Annotated in this window: 25 protein-coding genes; 13 read left to right on the top strand and 12 right to left on the bottom strand. The window is 66.7% G+C overall.

Annotation, left to right across the window (positions count from 1 at the left end; translation table 11 throughout):
* Window positions 1-109: 109 nt before the first annotated feature.
* From C8C94_RS00705 to C8C94_RS00680, 6 genes are all read right to left on the bottom strand, one after another.
* Window positions 110-736, bottom strand: a complete 627-nt coding sequence (locus C8C94_RS00705; protein ID WP_121419345.1) for a CoxG family protein — start codon at window positions 734-736, stop codon at window positions 110-112.
* Between the two features lie 39 nt (window positions 737-775).
* Window positions 776-2,008, bottom strand: coding sequence for a VWA domain-containing protein (locus C8C94_RS00700; RefSeq protein ID WP_121419344.1), 1,233 nt, complete (start codon window positions 2,006-2,008; stop codon window positions 776-778).
* Window positions 2,001-2,915 carry a MoxR family ATPase gene (locus C8C94_RS00695; RefSeq protein ID WP_121419343.1) on the bottom strand — a complete coding sequence of 305 codons (915 nt, stop codon included), beginning with the start codon at window positions 2,913-2,915 and terminating at the stop codon, window positions 2,001-2,003. The genes C8C94_RS00700 and C8C94_RS00695 overlap by 8 nt, the downstream gene beginning before the upstream one ends.
* A 133-nt stretch (window positions 2,916-3,048) precedes the next feature.
* On the bottom strand, window positions 3,049-3,840 hold the full coding sequence (locus tag C8C94_RS00690; RefSeq protein WP_121419342.1) for a xanthine dehydrogenase family protein subunit M: 792 nt from the start codon (window positions 3,838-3,840) through the stop codon (window positions 3,049-3,051).
* Between the two features lie 11 nt (window positions 3,841-3,851).
* Window positions 3,852-6,239, bottom strand: coding sequence for a xanthine dehydrogenase family protein molybdopterin-binding subunit (locus tag C8C94_RS00685; RefSeq protein WP_121419341.1), 2,388 nt, complete (start codon window positions 6,237-6,239; stop codon window positions 3,852-3,854).
* 18 nt (window positions 6,240-6,257) lie between these two features.
* Window positions 6,258-6,728: a (2Fe-2S)-binding protein gene (locus C8C94_RS00680; RefSeq protein ID WP_055396291.1), complete on the bottom strand. Its 471-nt coding sequence runs from the start codon at window positions 6,726-6,728 to the stop codon at window positions 6,258-6,260.
* A 178-nt stretch (window positions 6,729-6,906) separates the two neighbouring features.
* Here C8C94_RS00680 and C8C94_RS00675 point away from each other — a divergent pair, with 178 nt between their 5' ends.
* Window positions 6,907-8,055 carry a helix-turn-helix domain-containing protein gene (locus C8C94_RS00675; protein ID WP_121419340.1) on the top strand — a complete coding sequence of 383 codons (1,149 nt, stop codon included), beginning with the start codon at window positions 6,907-6,909 and terminating at the stop codon, window positions 8,053-8,055.
* Window positions 8,056-8,180: 125 nt separating this feature from the next.
* Here C8C94_RS00675 and C8C94_RS00670 read toward each other — a convergent pair whose 3' ends face one another.
* Window positions 8,181-9,002: a TOBE domain-containing protein gene (locus tag C8C94_RS00670; protein WP_121419339.1), complete on the bottom strand. Its 822-nt coding sequence runs from the start codon at window positions 9,000-9,002 to the stop codon at window positions 8,181-8,183.
* Between the two features lie 26 nt (window positions 9,003-9,028).
* Window positions 9,029-9,472 (bottom strand): helix-turn-helix domain-containing protein, encoded by a 444-nt coding sequence (locus tag C8C94_RS00665; RefSeq protein WP_121419338.1) that lies wholly within the window; start codon window positions 9,470-9,472, stop codon window positions 9,029-9,031.
* Between the two features lie 116 nt (window positions 9,473-9,588).
* Here C8C94_RS00665 and C8C94_RS00660 point away from each other — a divergent pair, with 116 nt between their 5' ends.
* The 12 genes from C8C94_RS00660 to C8C94_RS00605 all read left to right on the top strand — a co-directional run bounded on the left by C8C94_RS00660 (window position 9,589) and on the right by C8C94_RS00605 (window position 21,166).
* A complete protein-coding gene (locus C8C94_RS00660) occupies window positions 9,589-10,053 on the top strand; it encodes a DUF2938 domain-containing protein (protein ID WP_121419337.1) in 465 nt (154 codons plus the stop codon).
* A 49-nt stretch (window positions 10,054-10,102) separates the two neighbouring features.
* The gene (locus C8C94_RS00655; RefSeq protein WP_121419336.1) at window positions 10,103-10,702 is read left to right on the top strand and encodes a flavodoxin family protein; all 600 of its coding nucleotides are present in this window, start codon (window positions 10,103-10,105) and stop codon (window positions 10,700-10,702) included.
* A complete protein-coding gene (locus C8C94_RS00650) occupies window positions 10,699-10,947 on the top strand; it encodes a DUF2798 domain-containing protein (RefSeq protein WP_121419335.1) in 249 nt (82 codons plus the stop codon). The genes C8C94_RS00655 and C8C94_RS00650 overlap by 4 nt, the downstream gene beginning before the upstream one ends.
* A gap of 75 nt (window positions 10,948-11,022) precedes the next feature.
* Entirely contained in the window at window positions 11,023-12,999 is a 1,977-nt protein-coding gene (locus C8C94_RS00645) for a diguanylate cyclase (protein WP_121419334.1), read from the top strand.
* 68 nt (window positions 13,000-13,067) lie between these two features.
* Window positions 13,068-13,835 carry a molybdate ABC transporter substrate-binding protein gene (gene modA / locus C8C94_RS00640; protein WP_121422618.1) on the top strand — a complete coding sequence of 256 codons (768 nt, stop codon included), beginning with the start codon at window positions 13,068-13,070 and terminating at the stop codon, window positions 13,833-13,835.
* Between the two features lie 35 nt (window positions 13,836-13,870).
* On the top strand, window positions 13,871-14,554 hold the full coding sequence (gene modB, locus C8C94_RS00635; RefSeq protein WP_121419333.1) for a molybdate ABC transporter permease subunit: 684 nt from the start codon (window positions 13,871-13,873) through the stop codon (window positions 14,552-14,554).
* Entirely contained in the window at window positions 14,554-15,651 is a 1,098-nt protein-coding gene (gene modC / locus C8C94_RS00630) for a molybdenum ABC transporter ATP-binding protein (RefSeq protein ID WP_121419332.1), read from the top strand. Before modB ends, modC begins: the two co-directional genes overlap by 1 nt.
* A gap of 119 nt (window positions 15,652-15,770) precedes the next feature.
* Window positions 15,771-17,453 (top strand): EAL domain-containing protein, encoded by a 1,683-nt coding sequence (locus C8C94_RS00625; RefSeq protein WP_121422617.1) that lies wholly within the window; start codon window positions 15,771-15,773, stop codon window positions 17,451-17,453.
* Window positions 17,454-17,457: 4 nt separating this feature from the next.
* On the top strand, window positions 17,458-18,585 hold the full coding sequence (locus C8C94_RS00620; RefSeq protein ID WP_121419331.1) for a saccharopine dehydrogenase family protein: 1,128 nt from the start codon (window positions 17,458-17,460) through the stop codon (window positions 18,583-18,585).
* A complete protein-coding gene (locus C8C94_RS00615; protein ID WP_121419330.1) occupies window positions 18,582-18,971 on the top strand; it encodes a DoxX-like family protein in 390 nt (129 codons plus the stop codon). The genes C8C94_RS00620 and C8C94_RS00615 overlap by 4 nt, the downstream gene beginning before the upstream one ends.
* Entirely contained in the window at window positions 18,968-19,453 is a 486-nt protein-coding gene (locus tag C8C94_RS00610) for a DUF2269 domain-containing protein (protein WP_121419329.1), read from the top strand. Before C8C94_RS00615 ends, C8C94_RS00610 begins: the two co-directional genes overlap by 4 nt.
* A 15-nt stretch (window positions 19,454-19,468) precedes the next feature.
* Window positions 19,469-21,166 (top strand): AarF/ABC1/UbiB kinase family protein, encoded by a 1,698-nt coding sequence (locus tag C8C94_RS00605; protein ID WP_121419328.1) that lies wholly within the window; start codon window positions 19,469-19,471, stop codon window positions 21,164-21,166.
* Window positions 21,167-21,253: 87 nt separating this feature from the next.
* On the opposite strand, the gene C8C94_RS00600 is transcribed toward C8C94_RS00605, so the two are convergent.
* From C8C94_RS00600 to C8C94_RS00585, 4 genes are read right to left on the bottom strand one after another with little or no spacing between them, the layout of a single operon-like run.
* Window positions 21,254-22,087 carry a molybdate ABC transporter substrate-binding protein gene (locus tag C8C94_RS00600; protein WP_121419327.1) on the bottom strand — a complete coding sequence of 278 codons (834 nt, stop codon included), beginning with the start codon at window positions 22,085-22,087 and terminating at the stop codon, window positions 21,254-21,256.
* A gap of 9 nt (window positions 22,088-22,096) precedes the next feature.
* Window positions 22,097-22,924: an extracellular solute-binding protein gene (locus tag C8C94_RS00595; RefSeq protein WP_121419326.1), complete on the bottom strand. Its 828-nt coding sequence runs from the start codon at window positions 22,922-22,924 to the stop codon at window positions 22,097-22,099.
* Window positions 22,921-23,649, bottom strand: a complete 729-nt coding sequence (locus C8C94_RS00590; RefSeq protein ID WP_233573350.1) for a phosphate ABC transporter ATP-binding protein — start codon at window positions 23,647-23,649, stop codon at window positions 22,921-22,923. Before C8C94_RS00590 ends, C8C94_RS00595 begins: the two co-directional genes overlap by 4 nt.
* The gene (locus C8C94_RS00585) at window positions 23,646-24,383 is read right to left on the bottom strand and encodes an ABC transporter permease (protein ID WP_121419325.1); all 738 of its coding nucleotides are present in this window, start codon (window positions 24,381-24,383) and stop codon (window positions 23,646-23,648) included. Before C8C94_RS00585 ends, C8C94_RS00590 begins: the two co-directional genes overlap by 4 nt.
* Window positions 24,384-24,392 lie beyond the last annotated feature (9 nt).

Genomic DNA, 24,392 nt, shown 5'->3' with positions numbered 1-24,392 from the left:
TGCGTCTGAAACCGCGCGGCGCCCAGGCCAGCGCCACCGTGGATCCGGCTTTGCCGGGCCACCGGAGGCGTCCCCCTCAGGGGGAAGACGCGAAGCGGCTCAGGGGGAGTCAATTGATTGCCCAGGCTATCAGCACCAGCGCCGCCGCGCCCACCACCCACACCCAAACCGGAATGCCGCTGGGGGGAATATCCTCTCCCGCCGACGCCGCCAGTGCCCCAGGCTCGGTGGGCGCTTCGGAGGATGCCGCACCATCGTCTGCCGGCGCGCGCGGATGGCGGCTTTGCATTTCGTTGTCAAAGCGCTTGAAAAAATCCTCTGCCATGCTCTTGGCCGCGCCGTCGATGAGCCGCTGTCCCAGCTGAGCGATCTTGCCGCCCACCGTGGCATGCACGGTGTAGTGCAGCTCGCAGCTTTCCTGCCCAGCGGCATCCGCGGGCAAAGGCACCAGTTTGACCTGCGCATTGCCCTTGCCAAAACCCGCCACACCACCCGATCCGTCGAAGGCGATGGTGTAGCTCTCTGGTGGCACGATGTCCGACAGCGTGATCTTGCCCGCAAACTTGGCCGACACGGGGCCGATCTTGAGCGCCATGGCGACCGCGTATTGGTTCTCACCGGTCGCCTCGACCTTGTCGCAGCCGGGGATGCACAGCTTGAGCACCTCAGGATCGTTGAGTGCCTCCCAGGCCTGCTGCTGGCTCACGGCAAGGGTGCGGCTGGCTTGCATTTCCATGGTGGGTTCCTTGTGTTGTCTGGTTATTTCTGAAATCGGTCACTGCCGCAGCACGGCCGCCAGGCTGGCCGCCAGATCCTGCAGGCGGCTCAGGTTGTGCACGGCCACCATGCCGTGGGCCTGGCGGTGCAGTTCGGAGGCGCCGCGTGCCGTGGGTGCATAGCCTTCAAAACGCAGCAAGGGGTTGAGCCACAGCAGGCGTCCGCAATGGCGGCGCAGCCAGCCCAGTTCCTGCGCCAGCACCTCGGGCGTGCCGGTGTCCAGCCCGTCGCTGATCAGCAGCACCAGGGTGCGCCGCCCCACCAGCCTCCGGGCATGCTGCAAACGCAGCTGGGCCAGGCTGTCGCCCATGCGGGTGCCCCCCGCAAAATCATTGATGGAATGGCTGGCCACCTGCAGCATCGCGTCGGTATCGGCCAGGCGAAAGGCGGGCGTGAGGTCGGTCAGCCCGGTGCCAAACGCAAACACATCGCGGCGCACCGCATCGCCGGTGTGGCGCGGTGCCGTGGCGGCATGCAAAAACGCCAGCAGCAGCCGCGCGTAGCGCTCCATAGAGCCCGACACATCCACCAGCACCAGCAGCGGCAGCGGTTGCTGGCGCCGCTGCAGCAGCGGGATGCGCAGCACCTCGCCCCCGTTGCGGGCCGCGTGGTGCATGGCGCCGGGCCAGTGCGGGCGGCTGCCGCGCCCACCGGGGCGGGTGCGGCGGGCGGCGAAGCGCGGCAGGGGCAAGGGCACCTCGCGCGCCAGGCGCTCCACCAGCAGGTATTCGCTGGCCGAGAGCTGGTTGAAGTCGGCCTGCCGCAGGCGCTGCAGGTCACTGGCCGTCATGGCGGCGTCGAAATCGATCTTCTCGTCCTCGCGCGGCGGGGGGGTGTTGCGGGCGGCGCGCACGGGGGCGAGCGCCTCGCTCACGCGCGGGCGGCGTTTGGCGGGCTCGGCCTTGGACTCAGCGCTGGGCAGCATCTGCGCCAGCAGCTTCTGCGCCACGTTCGGATTGCGAAAGTACGCGTCGAACAACTCGCGGAAGATCAAACGGTCCTGCTCACGGCTGACCAGCACGGCCTCCAGCGCGGCGCAAAAGTCCTCGCGCTGCAGCCCTACCAGCATCACGGCTTGCTGGGCCAACGCCATGCGGGCGGCGTCCACGCGCACACCGGCGCGGCGCAAGGTGCGGCCAAAACCGCTCAGGTTGTCGGCGAGCTTGCCGGTGCGGGCGTCGCCCAGCTGGGAAATCGTTTTGACCTCTGCCACGGTTGAGCCCTCAGGCATCGGCCTCAGCGGGTTGCAGCAACTGCGCCGCCATGTCGCGCGTGAGCGCCGCCACATCCTCGCGCTGCTTGAACAAGATGCCTGCGGTGTCCGACACCACTTCGGGGTCCACTACGATGGTGTCGAGCGCGACCAGCGCCTTGGCCCACTCCACGCTCTCTGCGATGCCCGGCGCGCGCTGGAAGGCATTGGCAAATGGCTGGCTGCGCAAACGGCCCACAAAATCCGCCACCTGGATGGCCAAGGCGGCGCTGGCATCCGGCACCTGCGCACGCACGATGGCCAGTTCGCGCTCGCGCTCGGGGTAGTCCAGCCAGTGGTACAGGCAGCGGCGTTTGACGGCGTCGTGCAGATCCCGCGTGCGGTTGCTGGTGAGGATGGTGACCGGCGTGGCCGTGGCGCGCACGGTGCCGATCTCGGGGATGCTGACCTGGTACTCGCCCAGGTATTCGAGCAAAAACGCCTCAAAGGGCTCGTCGGCACGGTCCACCTCGTCGATCAGTAGCACGGCGCCGGGTTCTGGCGCCTGCAGCGCCTGCAGCAAAGGGCGTCGGATGAGGTAGCGGTCTTGGTAGACCTCGCGCTCTACCTGCGCCATGTCGGCGCTGCCTTTGCCTTCCGCTGCGCGCATGTGCAAGAGCTGGGCCGCGTAGTTCCATTCATACAGCGCCTCGCGCTGCTCCAGCCCGTCGTAGCACTGCAGGCGGATCAGGCTGCGTTCCAGCACCTTGGCAAGCGCCTGGGCCAGCGCCGTCTTTCCCACGCCGGGCTCGCCCTCCAGCAGCAGCGGGCGCTGCAGCTTGAGCGCCAGGAACACGGCCGTGGCCAGCCGCCGGTCGGCAAAATAGCCCACGCCCTGCAAGGCCGACACCAGGGCGTCGATGGAGGACAGCGCAGGCGCGGTCATGGGCACGGGAGGGGAAACGTTCATTACTATAGTTTCTATAGCTAATAGCGCTTGATAGAAAAGCGCTAGAGGCCAATTTCATTCAAACACCCGCCCCTGGATGCAGTATGCAGGGCGCGGGTGCTATCCCCCATCAGCCCAGGATTTGCGCTACTGCTCTTTGGGTCTGCACGCTGATAAGGTTGGCGCGATAGGCCGCACTGGCGTGGATGTCAGCGTTGAGATCGCTTGCATCGATCTTCACCGCCGCCGCCGATGCTGGCGTAAAACTCTGGTTCAGCGCTGCTTCCAGCCCCGCGTGGCGGAACACACTGCTGGCCGCGCCGGTGATGGCCACGCGCACGCCGGCATCGGTCTGCGCCACAAACACGCCCACCAGCGAGAAGCGCGAGGCCGCCTGCTTGAACTTGAGGTACGCAGCGCGCTTGGGGATGGGGAAGCGGATGGCGGTGATGATCTCGCCCTCTTCCAGCGCCGTGGTGTACATGCCCACAAAAAAGTCGTCGGCCGCAATCTCGCGCTGGTTGGTGATGACTGTGGCGCCCAGGCCCAGCACGGCGCTGGGGTAGCACGCCGCTGGGTCGTTGTTGGCCACCGAACCACCCAGCGTGCCGCGTGCGCGCACCTGCCGGTCGCCGATGTGCGCGGCCAAGTCGGCCAGCGCGGGGATGGCGGCCTTGACATCGGCGCTGTTGGCCACGTCCATGTGGCGCGTCATGGCGCCGATGACCAGCGCGTTGCCCTCGCGGCGGATGCCCGCCAGCTCGGGGATGTTGTTGAGGTCAACGATCTTCTCGGGGTTGGCCAGGCGCAGCCGCATCGATGGCAGCAGGCTTTGGCCACCGGCCAGCAGCTTGCCGCCCTGGGCGATGAGCTGTGCAGCGGCGGCGGTGGAGGAGGGATTTTCAAAGGTGAATGCGTACATGCTGGTTCTCCTCAGGCTTTGGCACTCTGAATCGCTTCCCACACACGGTGTGGCGATGCGGGCATGTCGAACTCTTTAACCCCCAGCGGGCGCAGTGCATCCAGCACCGCATTGATCACCGCCGGTGGCGAGCCAATCGCCCCCGCCTCGCCGCAGCCTTTGGTCCCCAGCGGGTTGTGCGTGCAGGGGGTACACACATGGCCCAGCTTGAACTCGGGGAAGTCATCAGCGCGCGGCATGGCGTAGTCCATGAAGCTGCCGGTCAGGAGCTGACCCGTCTCGCGGTCGTACACGCAGTTTTCCATCAGCGCCTGGCCGATGCCCTGCACCAGGCCACCGTGCACCTGGCCCTCCACGATCATGGGGTTGATGATGGTGCCGAAGTCGTCCACGGCCGTGAACTTGTCTACGCGGGTGCTGCCTGTGGCCGGGTCCACCTCCACTTCGCAGATGTAGGTGCCTGCAGGGAAGGTGAAGTTGGTCGGGTCGTAGAACGCGGTTTCGTTGAGGCCCGGTTCGAGCTTGTCGAGCGGGTAGTTGTGCGGCACATAGGCCGTAAGTGCCACCTGCCCGAACGGGATCTTCTTGTCCGTGCCGCGCACGGTGAACTCACCGCCGCTGAAGTCGATGTCGGCGTCGCTGGCCTCCATCAAGTGCGCGGCGATTTTCTTGGCCTTGGCCTCGATCTTGTCCAGCGCCTTCATGATGGCCGCGCCGCCCACGCTGATGGAGCGAGAGCCATACGTGCCCATGCCAAACGGCACGCGCCCCGTGTCGCCGTGCACGATGTCCACGTTTTCCACCGGGATGCCCAGGCGCGCGGCCACCACCTGCGCAAAGGTGGTCTCGTGCCCCTGGCCGTGGCTGTGCGAGCCGGTGAACACCGTCACGCTGCCGGTGGGATGCACACGCACTTCGCCGCATTCAAACAGACCTGCGCGCGCGCCCAGGGCGCCCGCGATGTTGGACGGCGCAATCCCACACGCTTCGATGTAGCTGCTGTAGCCGATGCCACGCTTCAAGCCCTTGGCCTCGCTGGCCGCCTTGCGCGCCGCAAAGCCCGCCACGTCGGCCAGTTCCTGCGCCTGCGTCATACAGGCGTGGTAGTCGCCCACGTCGTACTGCAGTGCCACGGGCGTCTGGTAGGGCCAGCTGGTGATGAAGTTACGTTTGCGGATTTCGTCCTGGCCCAGGCCCATCTCCCAGCCACAGCGCGACACCAGCCGTTCCAGCAGGTAGGTGGCCTCGGGCCGGCCCGCGCCCCGGTAGGCATCGACCGGCGCGGTGTTGGTGAACCAGGCATCCACCTCCACATAGATCTGCGGCGTTGTGTACTGGCCTGCCAACAAGGTGGCATACAGGATGGTGGGCACTGCGCTGGCAAAGGTGCTGAGGTAGGCGCCCATGTTGGCGTCGGTGTGCACGCGCATGGCCAGGAACTTGCCGTCTTTGTCCATCGCCATTTCGGCATGGCTCACATGGTCGCGGCCATGCGCGTCCGACACAAAAGACTCACTGCGATCGGCCACCCACTTGATGTTGCGGTTGAGCTTCTTGGCCGCCCAGGTCAGGCACACGTCCTCGGCATACAAGAAGATCTTGGAGCCAAAGCCGCCCCCCACATCGGGCGCAATCACGCGTACCTTGTGCTCGGGCAGCCCCATCACGAACGCTGTCATGAGCAAGCGCTCGACGTGCGGGTTCTGGTTGCTGACGTACAGCGTGTATTCGTCGTTGGCGCGGCTGTACGAGCCAATGGCGGCGCGGGGCTCCATCGCGTTGGGGATGAGGCGGTTGTTGACCAGATCCAGCTTCGTCACGTGCGCGGCGTTGGCAAATGCGGCGTCCACCGCGCCCTTGTCGCCAATGGCCCATTTGTAGCAATGGTTGTCCGGCGCGGCGTCATGCAGCCCTGCGCCCGCCACGGTGCCTGCTGCGGCATCGGCCACACTGACCACAGCGGGCAACACGTCGTAATCCACCTCCACCAGCTCGGCCGCATCACGCGCCTGCTGCTGTGTCAGCGCCACGACGATGGCCACATGGTCGCCCACATAGCGCACCTTGCCCTGCGCCAGGATGGGGTGCGGCGGCTCCTTCATGGGCTGACCGTCGGTGCTGGTGATGAGCCAGCCACAAGGCAGGCCGTTGATGTTGTCGGCCGCCACGTCGGCACCGGTGAACACGCCCAGCACGCCGGGCGCGGCCTTGGCCGCTTCCACATTGATGCTGTTGATCTTGGCGTGTGCGTGCGGCGAGCGCACAAACACGGCATGGCTTTGCGCCGCCAGCACCACGTCGTCGGTGTACTGGCCCGCGCCGGTCAGGAAGCGGTAGTCTTCCTTGCGCTTGAGCGATTCGCCGATGTGCGGCAGCTTGGAAAAGTCGGATGCACCCATGGTTCTTCTCCTTTGTGTTTAAGCCGACGCCATGGCTTTTTGGCCAACCTGCACTGCGCGCACGATGTTCTGGTAGCCCGTGCAGCGGCAGATGTTCCCTTCGAGCAGCTCGCGGATCTCGCCTTCGCTGGCGTTCGGGTGGTTCTTGCACAGGTCCACCGCACTCATCACCATGCCCGGGGTGCAGAAGCCGCATTGCAGGCCGTGGCATTCCTTGAACGCGGCCTGCATGGGGTGCATGGTGCCGTCGGGGGTGGCCATGCCTTCGATGGTGGTCACCTCGGCCCCCTGGGCCTGCACCGCCAGCATGGCGCAGGATTTGACGGCCCTGCCGTTCACATGCACCGTACACGCCCCGCACTGGCTGGTGTCACAACCCACATGGGTGCCGGTGAGCAGCAGGTGCTCTCGCAGCGCATGGACAAGCAGGGTATTGGGGGGGACGTCAACACTGGCAGCGCGCCCGTTGACCGTGAACTGGACTTGCATCTGGCTGTCTCCTGAATAGGTTTTGGCTGGACTGACCTCGCGCATCTTCTGCCGCGCCCCACCACCCATCCCTAGGGACAACCCTAGATTTCCGGCAGCCCCGGCCGGATATTCTCAAAATGAAACATGTTGCAGCGCACACCAGCGCATCATGCGCAGCTCAAGGATTCGGTTCACCATGCTGTCCTCCGCGCCCACCTCCCCCGCCCACCGCCACGCACTGATTGCACAGGCGCGCCAAAGCTTGCTGGCGGATGGCGCAGCGCCCCTGCGGGCCGAGGTGGAGCCATGGATTGCACGGTCGTGGCAACGCTGCCTGGCCCAGGGGCTCAACCCCACCCACCGTGTGGCATTTGACGCCGTCAGCGCCACGGCGTTGCGCCGTAGCCAGGAGCAAAACCACCACCTGCTGCGCGCGGCACGGCCCGTGCTGCAACAGCTCACCCGCGCGATTGCGGGCATGCACTACTTCGCCATGCTGACGGACGCACGCGGCATCGTGGTGGACGTGCAAGGCCATTGCGACCCGGGCGACCCGCGCGCCAGCGCCATTGGCCGCGTGGGCATCGACCTGTCGGAAGCAGCCGTGGGCACCACAGCCATCGGCGCTGCGCTGGCCGAGCTGCAGCCGGTGTGGCTGCACCGGGGCGAACACTTCTTTGATGACAACGCCAGCTACAGCTGTGCAGGAGCACCGCTGTTCGACCCGCAGGGCCTGTGTGTGGGCATGCTGGACCTGACCGGCGTGGATGTGCCCGAGCGGCCCGAGCTGCGCCACCTGGTGGCCAGATCGGCCCGCGCCATGGAAGACGCCTTGCTGCTGCAATTGCCCCATGCCCTGCTGCTGCGCGTGAACTGGCCCGGCGGCCCGCTGGGCAGCGAGGGCGACGGCCTGCTGGCACTGGACGGCGATGGATTTGTGGTGGGCTGCAACAGCATGGCCCGCCAACTGGTGCCCCAGCCACTGCGCACCCCGGGTGCGCCCACCCACGCCAGCGACCTGCTGGCCATGCCGTGGGCCATGTTGTTCGATGCTGCGCGGCGACACCCGGCGCAGCCGATCGATTTGCCCCTGTGGTCGGGCCTGCGCCTGCAGGCGCTAGCGCAACGGCCAGAAAACGCCCGTGGCGCCAGCCAGCCTGTTGCCACCCTGTCCCCGGCGCTGGTGGGCGCCCCGCCCACGGCCGCACCGCTGCGCGAGGCTGAAACCGCCCTGATTCGCCAAGCCGTGCAAGACGCCCGTGGCAATGTGGCAGAAGCGGCCCGGGTGCTCGGCATCAGCCGCGCCACGGTGTACCGCAAACTGGGCCATCCCAAGGGGCTGTGATCGGCGGCTGCGTCACCTGCCAACAAGGCGCAGCAGATATTTGCATCAAATTGGCCGCTAGCGCTTACTCAGAAATCGTCAATAGCTATAAAATGTATAGCGCAATTCCCACAACGGGCCCAGTATCAGACCTCGGCCAAGGCCAGGACCACGGCGTTGTCTTCCACCACCAGCACGACCGGGCTGCCCGCGCGCAGGCCACTGCCGGGCGCCGCAAAACCCACCATCTGCAAGCCACCCGACAGCTCGGCAGACACCTCATCGCCCGACTCGCCCCGCACCACGCGCGTGGCTTTTGCAGGCAGGCGGTGGATGCCGGGTGCATCGGCCACCGCAGACCCAGACGCTGATGCCAAACGACCACCCCGATCCACGCGCACGGCCGTGGCCTTGCACAGCGCCTGCACGGCCAGCCCCGGCTGCAGGCCCAGCAGCTCCGCACTCTCACGGGTGATGCGCGCAGCCAGTGCTGCAGGCACGCCCATTGCGGCACCGTCGCCATCGCCCGCATTACCCAACCGCAGCTGCACCGCCACGATCTGCCCCTGCACCACCAACCGCTCCACCACACACGGCAACTGGTTGCGCATGCTGGTGCGCACCGCCAGCCGCGCCAGCGCAGGGCCCGCATGGGGCGTGGCCTGCCAGCGCGACAGCACAGCGCCCCGCGCCTGCGCCATCGCGTCGGCCGCAGCTAGCAGCTGGTGCCCCGCCTCGGTCAGCTGCGCACCGCCGCCCCCTGCCCCACCCACCGCGCGTGCCACCAGCGGCGTGCCCGCCAGATTGGTCAGCGTGTCCACCGCCTGCCACGCGGCCTTGTAGCTCACGCCCACGGCACGCGCGGCCTGCGAGATAGAGCCGCAGGTGCCAATCTGGCGCAGGATGTCGATGCGTTTGTCGGCCAGGGCATGGCCCAGCGCATCCGTGAGAGAAAGAGAAACAGGCATGCGCGGATGATGCCTGAGCGCTCCCTTCACGCCGCCTTGCGGCGCAGCCCCGTGACAGGGTTTGCCAGCTTCTGCTGGCGCTCCAGCGCGCCAGTCGCTGCTGCCTTCAGCAGCCGCTGAAAGGAGGGGCACTGCGCATGGCTCTCGGCCGGGCAGGCTGCCGCATGCCGCAGACCGTTGCTCATGGCCTTGAGGCGTTTGACCATGGCATCGAGTTCATCGGCCTTGGCCGACAGCAGTTGCCGGTCAATGCTGGGCTCGCCGCTGGGCAAAAACATGGCACGGATGTCGTCCAGCGAGAACCCGGCCGATTGTCCTAGCGCAATCAGCGCCAGCTGGTCCAGCACGCCCGGCGCAAAACGACGGCGCTCGCCAGGTTGGCCTACAGAGTGGATCAACCCCTTTTCCTCGTAATACCGCAGCGTGGAGGCCCGCAGCCCGGAGCGTTTGGCGACTTCGGCAATGTCCATCAAAAAACCCCTTGACTTCAAGTTGACTTGAACTTCTATATTCCCTTCAAAACCTCCTTCCGTCAACTTTTCGAGGTGCTTTGATGACACTCCCACTGCAAGAATTTCCCCTCGCGATGCTGATCGGCATCGGCGCCACCGCCGTCATGGACGCATGGCTTTTGCTGCTCAAGCACCTGGGCGTCCCCACCCTCAACTTCGCCTTCATCGGCCGCTGGGTGGGCCATCTGTTTCGGGGCCAGTTTGCCCATGCCGCCATCGCCAAGGCGGTGCCCATCCGGGGGGAATTGGCCTGGGGCTGGCTCACGCACTACGCCGTGGGCATGGCGTTTGCCACCGTGCTGGTCGGCCTCCAGGGCGCCGACTGGGTACGCAGCCCCACCCTGCTGCCCGCGTTGGCCGTGGGCGTCTGCACCGTGGCGGCGCCGCTGCTGGTGATGCAGCCCGCCATGGGCTCGGGCTTTGCGGCATCGCGCACGCCCACGCCGCTCAAGAACTGCCTGCGCAGCTTGGCCAACCACACCGTCTTTGGCTTCGGCCTGTACCTGTCTGCGCTCGCCATCGCACTGATTTCTCGATGACGGTTCTGCGCGTTTTTCCCCTCGAAATCACTTGTTTGGAACCCATGCCATGAAAACCATCGCCATCGTTTATCACAGCGCCCACGGGCACACCACACACATCGCCCGCCACGTTCTGGAGGGCGCCCAGGGCGTTTCCGGCATCCATGCCGAGTTACGCCAAGCCGAAGACCTGGCCCACGCACCCGACAGCCTGTTGCACTACGACGGCTTCATCCTGGGCTCGCCCACCTACCTGGGCGGAGTCTCCGGTCCGTTCAAGACCTTCATGGACGCCACCGGCCGTCTGTGGAAAACGCAGCAGCTCAAGAACAAGCTCGCGGCGGGCTTCACCGTGTCGTCGCTGCCAGCGGGCGACAAGCAGTCCACACTGCTGTCGATGTGGGTGTTTGCCATGCAGCACGGCATGGTGTGGGTGGGCAACCCCATCCTGCCCGAGCAGCACACCGGGGTTCCGTATGACGAAGCAGCCAACCGTCTCGGCTCCTGGTCGGGCCTGATGGCGCAGGCAGGCCATGGGGCGGCAGCGGATGCGTTTGTGCCAGGCGATACCAAGACCGCCCGCATGTTTGGGCGGCATTTCGCCGAGACCTTGCAGCGCCTGGGCGGTGTGGCGGCACACCAACCCGCCGATGCGGTGGCTGCATGATCCCCGCCCGCTACGGCCCCGTGCTGTTCAGCCTCATCCTGTCCGGCGTGATGTCGCTGCTGGTGTCTGGCATCTCCACCTTTCGAGACGCGCAGGTGGACCAGGGGTTTCTAGGCCTCTGGGTGGGCGCGTGGCTCACGGGGTGGCTGTTCGCCTTCCCGGCGGTTATGCTGGCGGCGCCGCTGGCCCGTAAGGTGGTGGCATTGCTCACAGGCCAGGGTGCAAGCGGATCAGAACGCGGATGACCTGTTGCATCCACCTCCTCGCATGCAGGGAAGCGGCGTTTCACCCTGCCCCAAAAGCCGGTACGCTGTGGCCCTATGCCCTTGCCCGCGCTGCACCTTCCTCCCGCCCTGAGCCTGAACCTGCGCACCTGGCTGCTGGGCCTGTCGCTACTCACAACTCTGCCTCTGCTGGTGTTTGCGCTGTCGGTGGTGTGGGAGTTCAAGGAGTTCCAGCAGCGGACCTTGGTGGAGCAGCTGGAACGCCGCAGCGATGAACTGGCGCACGCTGTGGCCGAAAAGCTCCACAGCACCCTGGGCACCCTCACTGCGCTGGCTGAATCCGATGCCGCCCTGGCACTGGATGTGCCCAAACTGTACGCACACGCGACCCGCATCACCGCGCGCGAGCACGACATCCGTGCCATCACACTGGTCACCCAGGACCGCATCCTGTTTCTGACGGCAGCTCCCCTGGGCCACACGGACATGCCCGTGAACGCCGCCGACCGTGTTGAGGCAGCGCTGCGCACCCAAAGCCCCAACGTGTCGGGGCCGTTTCTCTCCCCGGCGAGCCCCGACTTGGCCGTGGCACTGACAGTGCCCATGGTGCGCGAGGGCGAGGCCATCTACGCCCTGCGCGGCATTCTGGCCGTGGAGTCCCTCAACCGGCTTATGTCGGCCGAGCGCCTGCCCCAAGGCTGGGTTGCCGGCATTGCCGACGCCAATGGCACCGTGGTGGCACGCAGCCACGATGCCGCGCGGTATGTGGGCCGCCAAGCCAGCGCCTCTTTCCGGCAGGGCATCCTGGCCACCGGAAAGCCCACCGCATTCCTCGGGACCATACTGGACGGCACCCCCACCATCAACCTGGTGCAACCCGTGTTCGGCTTTGACTGGTACCTGGGCGTGGCCGTGCCTCAGACCATCCTGCACGCGCCCCTCACAGAAATGCTCTGGCATATGGCCGGACTGGGGTTGCTCTGGGTGGGGCTATCGCTGTTGGCGGCCATGGCGTTTTCGCAATACCTGTTGCGCCAGATGAAAACCGTGGCACGCGCGATCAATCACACGGACGAAGCCCCCATGCAGTCCCGTACGCCATTGCGGGTGTCAGAGCTGGCCACTCTGGTAGGGAAATTCCGCGCCACCCAACGCAGCGAGGCCACGATGCGGGGGGACCGCGACGTTGCCGTGATCGCGCGCGAGCAGGTGCAGGACCTGTACGACCACGCCCCCTGCGGCTACCACTCACTGGACCAGGAAGGCCGCGTGCTACGCATGAACCAGACGGAGTTGCGCTGGCTGGGCCTTTCGCTCGCACAGGTGCAAGGCCACGCCTACGCAGACTTCCTGACAGCAGAAAGCCAACAGATTTTTCAGGAGCGCTTTCCCCAGTTCATGCGCGAAGGCCATATCAAAGACCTGGAGATGGAGCTGCGAAACGCCTCAGGCGCCGCCATGCCCGTACTGGTGAGCGCCACAGCGATCCATGACGCCCAGGGAAATTTCGTGGCCAGCCGCTCTACCGTGTTCGACCACACCGAAAAGAAAAGGGTGCAGGCCCAACTGGAACGCATGGCGCGCAGCGATGCGCTGACCGAGCTGAGCAACCGGCGCGACTTCTACGAAAAAGCCGAGCACGAAATTGCACGCAGCCGCCGGTCGGGGATGCCGTTTTGTGTGCTCATGCTCGACGTGGACCATTTCAAGAAGGTCAACGACCACTATGGGCATGCCGGAGGCGACGACGTGCTGCGGCAACTGGCCCGGCTTCTTGTGGCGCAGCTGCGCGCGGTGGACATGCCCGCCCGTGTGGGCGGCGAAGAGTTCGCTGTGCTCATGCCGGGCACCCCGCTGACCGAGGCGGCCCTGGCCGCCGAGCGCCTGCGTGCAGCCCTGCAGGCCACAGCAGTCACCCTGGGCGACGGACAGCAGATCTCCATCACCGCCTCCATCGGGCTGGCGCAGTGGAGCGCCGACGACACAGGCATCGACGCCACGCTCAAGCGGGCCGACACGGCCCTCTACCGCGCCAAGGCCACAGGGCGCAACCGGGTGTGCACCGAAAACTGAGAGAGTGTCCGGGCATCTATACTTTCGCTATTCATCAATGGAATAGCGCTTATTGCGCATTGACCACCATGCCCCACCGATTTGCCTCCGCCGCACGCAAACTCCTGGTCGTGGGGCTCTCCGCAGGTGCATTCCACGCTGCACATGCCGACACCGTCTCGGTTGCGGTGGCCGCCAATTTCACGGCGCCCATGCAGAAGATCGCCGCAGCTTTTGAGGCCGACACGGGCCACAAGGCCGAACTCTCGTTTGGCGCCACCGGCAAGTTTTACGCGCAGATCACCCATGGGGCACCGTTTCAGGTGCTGCTGTCGGCCGACGACACCACGCCTTCCCGGCTGGAGCGCGAGGGCAAGGCCGTAGCCCACTCGCGCTTTACCTATGCCATCGGCACGCTGGTGCTGTGGAGCGCACAACCCGGCACCGTGGACGCCAAGGGCGATGTGCTCAAGTCGGGTGATTTCAAGCACCTGGCCATTGCCAACCCCAAGCTGGCGCCCTATGGCGCGGCAGCCCTGCAGGTGATGGAAAAGCTGGGCGTGGCGACGGCCCTGCAGCCGCGCCTGGTGCAAGGCGAGAACATCGCCCAGACCTTCCAGTTTGTCTCCACCGGCAATGCGCAGCTGGGCTTTGTGGCGCTGTCGCAGGTGATGGCCGACGGCAAGATCCGCAGTGGCTCGGCCTGGCAGGTGCCGGCCAGCCTGCACGAACCCATCCGGCAAGATGCCGTGCTGCTGATGCCAGGCAAGGACAGCGCCGCGGCCAGCGCACTGCTGACCTACCTGCGCGGCAGCAAGGCGCGCGCACTCATTCAATCGTACGGCTATAGTTTCTGACCACCTGCGCCCCAATCGACGGATCCCCCATCTTCATGCCATTTTCCAGCGCTGATCTGGCTGCCATCGGCCTCACGCTGCGGCTGGCGGGCACTACCATGGTGCTGCTGCTGGTGCTGTGCACGCCGCTGGCCTGGTGGCTGGCGCACACGCCGTCGCGCTGGCGCGGCCCGGTGTCGGCCGTGGTGGCGCTGCCGCTGGTGCTGCCGCCCACGGTGATCGGCTTTTACCTGCTGGTCACGCTCGGCCCCAACGGCCCCCTGGGGCAGTTCACGCAGTGGCTGGGGCTGGGCACCCTGCCCTTTACCTTCTGGGGGCTGGTGGTGGGCTCGCTCATCTATTCGCTGCCTTTTGCGGTGCAGCCCCTGCAGCACGCTTTTGAAGCCATCGGCCGGCGCCCGCTGGAGGCTGCGGCCACGCTGGGCGCAGGGCCGCTGGACCGTTTCTTCACCGTAGCGCTGCCGCTGGCGCGCCCCGGGTTCATCACCGCCGCGATCCTGAGCTTTGCGCACACGGTGGGCGAGTTTGGTGTGGTGCTCATGCTGGGTGGCAACATCCCGGGTGTCACGCGCGTGGTGTCTGTGCAGATTTACGACCACGTCGAGGCGCTGGAATACACCCAGGCGCACTGGCTGGCGGGCGGCATGGTGCTGTTTTCGTTTGTGGTGCTGCTGGGGCTGAACCTCACCCGCCGCAAAACCTTGTCGATGGTGCAGTGATGGCCACCACTGCGTCTTCGGCACAGATCACCGCGCAACTGACGCTGACTCGCCCCGGGTTTACGCTGGATGTGGCCCTGCAATTGCCCGGCCGTGGTGTGACCGCCCTCTTCGGCCCCTCGGGCTGCGGCAAGACCACCTGCCTGCGCGCGATTGCCGGTCTGGAGCGCGCGCAACCTGGGAGGGTCGTGGTCCACGGCGAGGTGTGGCAGGACGATGCACAGACAATCTGGCGCGCCACACACGAGCGGGGCCTGGGCTATGTGTTCCAGGAGGCCAGCCTGTTCGACCACCTGAGCGTGCGTGGAAACATCGACTACGGCCTGAAGCGCACGCCCCCCGCACGCCGCAAGGTGGCGCTGGAGCAGGCGGTGGAGTTGCTGGGCATCGACCACCTGATGGACCGCAAGCCCCAGGCCTTGTCGGGTGGCGAACGCCAGCGCGTGGCCATCGCCCGTGCGCTGGCCACCAGCCCCCGCCTGCTGCTGATGGACGAACCCCTGGCTGCCCTGGACGCCCAGCGCAAGGCCGAGGTCCTGCCCTATCTGGAACGGTTACAACACACCCTCGACATCCCCATGCTGTATGTGAGCCACGCCATCGACGAGGTGGCAAGTTTGGCCGGGCACATGGTGCTGTTGCGTGAGGGCCGTGTGCTGGCACAGGGCCGCACCAACGAACTGATCGTGCGGCTGGACCTGCCCCTGGCCCATGGCGACACCGCCGCCACGGTGATCGAAGGCACGGTGCAACAGCACGACCCGCAGGACCACATCACGACCGTGGCATTCAGCGGTGGGCACCTGCTGCTGGTCAGCCCCAAGGCACACGCCACGGGCGAGCCCATCCGGCTGCGGGTGCAGGCGCGTGATGTAAGCCTGGCACTCACCGCACCCAGCGACACCAGCATCCTCAATGTGCTTCCAGCCACGGTGGTGGCGCTGGGCGAAGACAGCCCCGGGCAAATGATGGTGGCCCTGGATGCAGGCACCACACGGCTGCTGGCGCGGGTCACGCAACGCTCGGCCCAGGCGCTGGCGCTGGCGCCCGGCCAACCCGTATTTGCACAGGTGAAGGGCATTGCCATCGTGAACTGATGGGCAGCGCAATCCGGGCCTCCCTCCGAAGGCCCCACAGGCGAACCCAGTGGCCACCACGGCCTCCCATCGGTCGTATGATGACCGTCAAAAAACAAGGGTGGGAACAAGGGGTGGAAATGGTTTCAATCTGGCACGACGCCACCGTGGCGTTTGCAGTGGGGTTTCCGCCGCTGCTCCAAAGCCTGCTGTTCTGGATCTTCGCGTCGCTGGTGGTGCATGTGTGCCAGCGCCTGGTCGAACACACGGCGTTTTCGGTCGATCCATCGAGCCGCCGCATCAGCGCCTCGCAAGCTGCCCTGTGCATTGGCTGCATTGTCTGGGCCCTGGATGTGGTGGGTCTGTTCATGTATGCCGAGTTGGCGCACCACGTGCTGGAGTTGGTGCCCGCCCTCAGTGGCCTGCTGATCATGGCGGTGAGTGCTCGACTCACCATTCCGACACTCAGCACCAGCGCCAGCAAGGCGCGCATTGTGGTGGCCGGTGTGTGGCTGGCGGCTGGCATGCTGACGGGGCACTTTGCGATCACCTGGGGCCACGTGCAGAGTTTTTCGCAGGTCAATGTGCTGGCGATCGTGACGTCCATGGCCACGGCCGTGGCCCTTGCGGCGTGCACCGCAATCCGGCACCGCTCGGCCAAGCTCAGCATGCTCACGCCCCGCTACCGAGCACAAACCTGGGAAGACAAGGTGCTGTGCGGCGCCGCCATCCTGGTGCTGCACTGGATGCTGGTCAACACCTTCGCACTGCACCTGGGCGACCCGAGCGGAGAGTCCGACGGCATTGCGCTGCTGGTCACCGTGCTGGCCTTTGCCATTGCCGTAGCGCTGGAACAGATGAGCAACATGCGCTCGGACGCTGGCCGCCAGCAGCTCTTGCGACGCGGGCTGTCGATGATGCGGTCATCGGCCACGGCGCAAAACGCCCAGCGCGACATGCAGCTGTCGCTCATTGCAGACCATTTGCACCGGCTGCTGCACCCGGAAAACCTGGCGCTGCACTTTCAGCCCATCGTCGATTTTCAGCAGCGTGGCGTGCAGTTCGAAGCCCTGCTGCGCATGACCGACACGACCCTGGGCGCCATCAACCCTGAAACCTTCCTGCTGGTGTGCGAGTTGCAGGGCAAGACGCCCGAAGTGGACCGCATGATCCTGCGCAACGCACTCGACAGTGCCAAGGCCTGGCAAGCCCAGGGCCTGAACGACACGACCATCAGCGTGAACGTGGCCCCCATCACGCTGCTGGACGACCGCTTTGCCCCGTGGCTGCGTGAGGAACTGGCCCTGCGCGGCCTGCCGCCGCGCACCCTCAAACTCGAAATGACCGAACACGCCATCATTGCGCTGGGCACGGAGATGGTGGCCGCCATCCACACACTCAGCGCCATCGGTGTTGTCGTGTGGATGGACGACTTTGGCGCCGGCTACTCGTCGCTGGGCATGCTGGCCGACCTGCCGATTGCAGGCATCAAATGCGACCGGCTCTTTGTGCGAAAGCTGCCGCAGGACAGCCGGCGGCAGATGCTGCTGCGGCATATCAGCGCGCTGGCCGGCGAGTTCGGCCTGTCTGTGGTGGTGGAAGGCGTGGAGACCGTGGAGGAGCTGCAGACGCTGGCCGCCATTGGGCTGCACTGCATCCAGGGCTACGTGTTCAGCAAACCCATTCCAGCAGCCCACGTACCCGACTGGCACCACACCCACATGCAGCCCCAGCGCGCAGCGCTGCAGGCCTTGCTACGCCCGGCGGGTTCCACACCGTTTTCAGCACTCCCGCCCGCCATCGCGCCAGCCCCCGGACACTGAACCCATGGCAACACTCACAACACTGGTCCTGGGCGGGTACGGCAACTTTGGCGCACGCATCTGCCGCGCGCTGGCAGGCGACGCGGCTACGCGCCAGCACATCGCCCTGCTGGTGGCAGGCCGCGACGCATCCCGCGCCCAGGCCTTGGCGAACACACTGGGCCACGGCGTCCAGGGCGTGGCCCTCGACCACCAGGCCCCGGGTCTGGCTGCCACCTTGCGCGAATGGGGCGTGGATCTGGTCATCCACACCGCGGGGCCTTTTCAGGCGCAGGGTTACAGCGTGGCCCAGGCCGCCGCTGAGGCGGGCGCGCACTACATCGACCTGGCCGATGGCCGCCGTTTTGTGTGCGACTTTCCAGCTGCCATGCAGGCCGCGTTTACCGCCGCCGGACGCACCGCCATCGCTGGCGCCAGCACCGTGCCCGCGCTGTCCTCGGCCGTCATCGACCACCTGTGTGCGGGCTGGCAGTGCATTGACAGCATCGACATCTGCATCGCCCCCGCGCAACGCGCGCCACGCGGACAGGCCACGCTGGCGGCCGTGCTGAGCTACTGCGGCCTGGCCATCGATGTGTGGCAAGACGGCCGCTGGCAGCCGAAACGGGGCTGGGCGCAGCCCACGCCGGTCCAGTTCCAGCGGCTGCGACCTCGCCTGGGGGCGGTCTGCGACATCCCGGATCTGGAAATTTTCCCGGCCCATTACAAAGCCCGCGACCGCGTCACCTTCCGCGCAGCGCTGGAGGTGGGCCTGGCACAGAGAGCCTTCGCCACCCTTGCAGCGCTGCGCCATTGGGGCGTGCTGCCCCACCCCGAAAAGCTGGCTTGGCTGATGCACCACGCGGGCGGCGCGCTGGACTTTCTGGGCACGCCACTGGGCGGCATGGTGGTGCGCGTGGCGGGCACCGGTGCGCAAGGCCAGCCCCGCCGCCGCGCCTGGCACATTGCAGCCGACCATGACCATGGCCCCGAGATCCCCTGCATGGCCGCCATCCTGCTGGCGCGCCAACTGGCTGTTGGACAACCCTTGCCTACCGGCGCACACACCAGCACCAGCCTGCTGCCGCTGTCGGCCTTTGCACCCGAGTTTGCGAAGTGGGGCATGGTGACGGACATCGTGGAGGAGCCATGACCCCTGCCACCTATGCCTTGCTGCGCTGGAGCCTGGTGTTTGTGTGGCTGGCCACGGCCATCGTCAGCGTGGTGGAGTTGAATGGACAAAGCCGGGCACTGCTGGTCAGCCTGCCCCCGGCCTGGAGTACGCCAGGACTGGCTCACTTGCTGATCCTTGCGGGTGCCACCGCCGACGCCGTCATCGGCCTGTGGATGGCCTGGCGCCCCGGCAGGGCCGTCTACCTGGCGGCGCTGCTGCTCATGGGGGTCATGACGCTGTTGGCCACTTTCGTTGATCCGTCCTGGTGGCTGCACCCGCTGGGCCCGCTGACTAAAAACCTGCCCATCGCCGCCATCCTGCTTGTGCTGCTGCAAGACGCGACGACGACACCACCCAAGCCATGAGCCTGTACCTCACCCTCAAATGGCTGCACATCATCTCCAGCGTGCTGCTGGTGGGCACCGGGCTGGGCTCGGCTTTCTACATGTTCTTTACCAACCGCAGCGGCAATGTGCAGGCACAGGCGGTGGTCACACGCCTGGTGGTGCGGGCGGACTGGTGGTTCACCACGCCCACCGTTTTCGTCCAGCCAGCGACCGGCCTCGCCATGGCCGCCGTGGCGGGGTTGCCGCTGACAACGCCCTGGCTGGCCGTGTCGTTGGGCCTGTATGCGGTGGCCGGTGCCTGCTGGCTGCCCGTGGTGTGGCTGCAGCTGCGCATGCGCGACATGGCGGTAGAGGCGGCACAGGCGCCCCAGGGCGACGGGGTGCTGCCACCTCTGTACTGGCGCTACGCCCGCTGGTGGGAGGCGCTGGGCTATCCGGCCTTTGTGGCCATGGCCGTGGTGTTCTACCTGATGGTGAACAAGCCCGCCCTGAACTTCTGAACCTATCATCGCCCCATGCTGATCGAGACCCTGGACACTGCCCGCGACCTGGGGCGCCTGAAGGAAATCCTGGGCGTGATGGTGCGCCACGGGTTTGGCGACACCGTGCGCCGCCTGGGCCTGGCCGACCGGCTGGAGCGCGCGGGCCAGGCACTGAACTGGACCCACGCAGCAGACCTGGCCCGCTTGGAGCCGCCCGTGCAGGTGCGCCTGGCGCTCGAAGAGCTGGGCCCCGCGTTCGTCAAGTTTGGCCAGATTCTCGCGGGCCGGGCCGACCTGTTTGGCCCGGAGTGGATTGCAGAATTCGAGAAACTGCACAGCCAGGTGCCCGCTGTGCCCATCGATGCGCTGCGCCCGCAACTGCGCGAAGACCTGGGCGCCGAACCCGAAGCCGTTTTTGCCTGGTTCGACACCACGCCGCTGGCCGCCGCATCGATTGCGCAAGTGCACCGCGCCCGCCTGCAGGACGGCAGCGAGGTCATCGTCAAGATCCGCCGCCCCGGCATTGCAGACACCATCCAGGCCGACCTGCGCCTGCTGCAGCGCCTGGCCGCGCTGGCCGAGGCCGAGCTGCCCGCGCTCAAGCCCTACCGGCCCCAGCAACTGGTGCGCGAGTTCGCGCGCTCATTGCGCCGCGAGCTGGACCTGGCCGGCGAATGCCGCCAGGCCGAACGCATTGCCATCAACATGGCGGCGCTGCCCCACATCGTGATCCCGCGCGTGCACTGGGCCTACACGCGCGAGCGCATTAACGTGCAGGATTTCATCGACGGCACACCCGGCGGCGCCCTGGCGGCGCTGACGCCCGAGGCCGGGTTTGACCGCTCCGTGCTGGCGCAGCGGGGCGCGCAGGCAGTGCTGCAGATGATCGTGAAGGACGGCGTTTTCCACGCCGATCCGCATCCCGGTAACGTGTTCTACCTGCCCGGCAACCGCATTGCCTTCATCGACTTCGGCATGGTGGGCCGCCTGTCGCAGCGCCGGCGCGACGAGCTGCTGCAACTGCTGCTGGGCCTGGTCGAACACCAGCCCCAGGCCGTGGCCGACGTGCTGCTGGACTGGACGGGCGACGCGCAGGGACTGAACCTGGGCCAGCTCGAAACCGAGATCGAGGCCTTTGTGGACCAGTACCACGGCGTGCCGCTGGCACAGCTGAGCCTGGGCCAGATGCTGGCGGATGTGACGGCCATCCTGCGCGAGCACCACCTGGGCCTGCCATCCGACCTGGCGCTGCTGATCAAGGCGTTCATCTCGCTCGAAGGCATGGGCCGCAACCTGGACCCGGACTTCCATATGGCCACCGAAGCCCTGCCGCTGCTCAAGCAAGTGGTGCGCGAGCGCTACGAGCCCAAGGTGCTGGCCGGGCGCGCGTGGAGCACTCTGCGGCGTGCGCTCGCCACGGTGGAGCAGTTGCCCGACGACCTCGGGCGGCTGCTTCGCAACGCGCGGCGCGGGCACCTGCAGGTGGGCATCGAGCTGGCCCACCTCAAGCGCGTGGGCGACCAGATCGACCGGTCGGCCAACCGGCTGGCGATGGCGCTGGTGATTGCCGCGCTGATCATCGGCTCGTCCATCGTGATGACCGTGAAGGGTGGGCCTACGCTGTTTGGCCTGCCAGCGTTTGGCTTCCTGGGGTTCTTTGGTGCCGTGGTGTGTGGCCTGTGGCTGGTGCGGGCCATCTGGCGCAGCAGCCACCACCGCGATGACGACTGAACGCTGCAAAAAAGACGCCGCGCTGCCCCACCAGGCGGGCAGTCGCGGGTGTGCACGCCCGCAGCACGTCAACGGACTGCAACTCGGTCAGGGTTGCCCAAACCCCATCCGCTGCAGCACGGCCTGGGCGGCCGGTTGGCGCAGCGCAATGGCAAACACCTGCGCCGCAGCGGGCGCGTCGGCGCGTACGGTCAGGCCATACGCAGCGCCCACCTGCAGCGCTGCAGGCAGCTGCACCACGCGCAGGCGCGGCACCTCGGCCTGGGCCGCTACCGCGTTGGTGCAGTAGGTCAAAAACACATCGGCCTGGCGCTGGTCCATCACCCAGGCATAGGTGCCGCGGCCTACAGGCGGCTTGGGCGAATCCGCACCACCTGTGAGCTTCAGGGCCTTGGCATCCAGCTGGGCATAGGCACCGGGCTGCAGCTGGTCGGCCTGGCGGAACATCGCCCAGGCGTAGTCGCCCGACGGGTCAGCCTTGGGCGTGGAAGTGCCCACGCGCACATCGCTGCGCAGCATAGTTGCCAGCAAGGTGTCAGGGGTGGCGCTGATCTGCTCGCTGGTCAGCGCACACAGCGCGTTGCGCGTGAACACCACAGGCGCCTGCCAGCCGCCCCGGGCCGCCAGGCGCTGCGGGTGGTCGGTGTCGGCCGAAGCAAAGACCTGTGTGGGCTCGCCCTTTTCGATGCGCTCGCGCAGCAGGCCTGAGGCGCCGAAGGTCAGCGCCACCTTCTGGCCCGTACGGGCCTCGTGGTCGCGCGCGATCTCAGTGAAAGCCTCGCGCAGGCTGCCGGCGGCGTACACCTGCACGGGAGTGGCGTCAGCCATGGGAGCCTTGGCGGGCGCCACCGCACAACCGGCCAGGGCCAAGGCCAGACCGGTTGCCGCAGCGGCTACCGCCGCCTGTGAACGGGTTGCCATGGAGGCCGCTCACTGCGCTGCGTTCGGGAAGAACAGCTGCTCGCCGCCGATCTTGTAGCCCGCAATGGCTGTCTGGCCGGCGGGCGACACCACCCAGTCCACAAACTTCTGCGCGTCCTGCGCCTTCACATGCGGGTGCTTGGCGGGGTTCACAACCATCACGCCGTACTGGTTGAAGAGCTTGGTGTCGCCCTCGACCAGAATGGCCAGGTCGGCGCGGTTCTTGAAGTTGAGCCAGGTGCCCCGGTCGGCCAGCACATAGGCGCCGCTCGATGCCGCAATGTTGAGCGCAGGGCCCATGCCGCAGCCACATTCCTTGTAGCCACTGCCCTTGGCTGCGTCAGCGCCTGCGAGCTTCCAGTAGCGCAGCTCGGCCGCGTGGGTGCCGCTCTTGTCGCCCCGCGAGATGAAGTTGCCATTGGCGGCCGACAGCTTCTGCAGGGCCTGCACGATGTCCTTGCCTTTGGTGCCTACCGGGTCGTTCTTGGGACCGATGAGGATGAAGTCGTTGTACATCACCGGGTAGCGCTTTACGCCCCAGCCATCGGCCACAAACTTTTCTTCGGCCACCTGGTCGTGCACAAACAGCACGTCGGCATCGCCGCGGCGCGCCATATCGAGCGCCTGGCCGGTGCCCAGCGCCACCACTTTCACGTCCAACCCACTGGCCTTCTTGAATTCAGGCATCAGGTAGCCGAACAGCCCGGACTGCTCCGTGGATGTGGTGGACGCCATAGTGATGCTCTGCGCAAGCACCGGGCCGAATGCTACAAATATAATAGCTGCCAGTGCTTTATGGATAAGCGCTGGGGCACAAAAATTCTTGAAATTCGTCATACCAGTTCTCCTTTGACAAACAAACGGGCGGCCTCGGGCAAGGGGCCATTGAAAAAATCGTGTACCGGCAGGTCGGCCACCAGGCGGCCGTGCTCCATATAGATCACGCGGCTGACCAGGCGCTTGACCTGGCCCAGGTTGTGGCTGCTGAAGACCATGGTCACGGGGTGGGCCGGGCCTGCTGCGCTGTGACTGGCGGCAAAGTCGGCCATCAGGGCCTCAACCTCGCGCTTGGCATGGGGATCGAGGCTGGCGGTGGGTTCGTCCAGCAGCAGCACATCGGGCCGCAGCGCCCAGGCGCGGGCCAGCGCCACACGCTGCTGCTGCCCGCCCGACAGGGTGCGCGCGTTCTGCGCGGCGATGTCGGCCAGGCCCACGCGCTGCAGTGCCGTGAGGGCCTGCAGCCGCGCATCGCGCCAGCGCGTGCCGCGCAGCCACAGCGCCAGCGCCACGTTGTTCTGCGCGCTGGTGCGCAGCATGTGCGGGCGCTGGAACAGCATGGCCTGCTGCAAGGTGGCATCGCACTGAAAGCCTCCGCCCGCCGCATCCGCCAAGCCGTGCAGCACGCGCAGCAGCGTGCTTTTGCCACTGCCATTGGCGCCCACCAGTGCCACACGCTCGCCGGGCGCGATGCACAGCGAGACCTGGTCCAGCGCCTGCACGCGGCCGTAGCGCACGGACACCTGGCGCAGATCCACCCACGAAGGGGCCAACGGCGCGTTCACGCGGCCACCCCCACCGGCGTGCTGGACGCAGAGCCATCCACCCGTTCGCGCCAGCGGCGCACCAGCGCGATCAGCACGTTGAGCGCCAGCACCACGGCCAGCAGGATGATGCCCAGCGCCAGCGCCAGGGGCAGGTCACCCTTGCTGGTCTCCAGCGCAATGGCGGTGGTCATCACACGCGTGAAGCCGTCGATGTTGCCGCCCACGATCATCACCGCACCCACCTCGGAGATCGCACGGCCAAACGAGGCCAGCAGCACCGTGAGCAGCGCATAGCGCTCGTCCCAGGCCAACAGCAGGGCGCGCAGCAGCGGGCCCGCGCCCATCGACCGCAACTGCTCGCCATGCGCGCGCTCGGCGTCTTCCACCGTCTGGCGTGTGAGCGCAGTGACCACCGGCAGCACCAAAATGGCCTGCGCCAGCACCATGGCCTTGAAGCTGAACAGCCAGCCCAGCGAGCCCAGGGGCCCGCTGCGTGACAGCACCAGGTACACCACGAGCCCCACCACCACCGACGGTACCGCCAGCAAGGTGTTGAGTACCGCCAGCACGGCACAGCGCCCGGCAAAGCGGGCGACGCCGAGCCAGGCGCCCAGCACCAGGCCCACGCCACAGGCGATCAGGCAGGCGGTGGCGCTGACGGACAAGGAGCGGCCCACGATGGTCCACAGGACGGGGTCGGAGGAGAGGGTGAGTTGCAGCGCTGTGCTCGCGCTTTCGGTGAGGGTGGACATGGGGCCTTG

Origin of the sequence: Acidovorax sp. 94 (assembly GCF_003634645.1) — a bacterium.
GTDB classification, from domain to species: Bacteria; Pseudomonadota; Gammaproteobacteria; order Burkholderiales; family Burkholderiaceae_C; genus Acidovorax; species Acidovorax facilis.
Note: the sequence above shows the minus strand (reverse complement) of the source record. Positions and strands in the feature narration are given on the sequence as shown.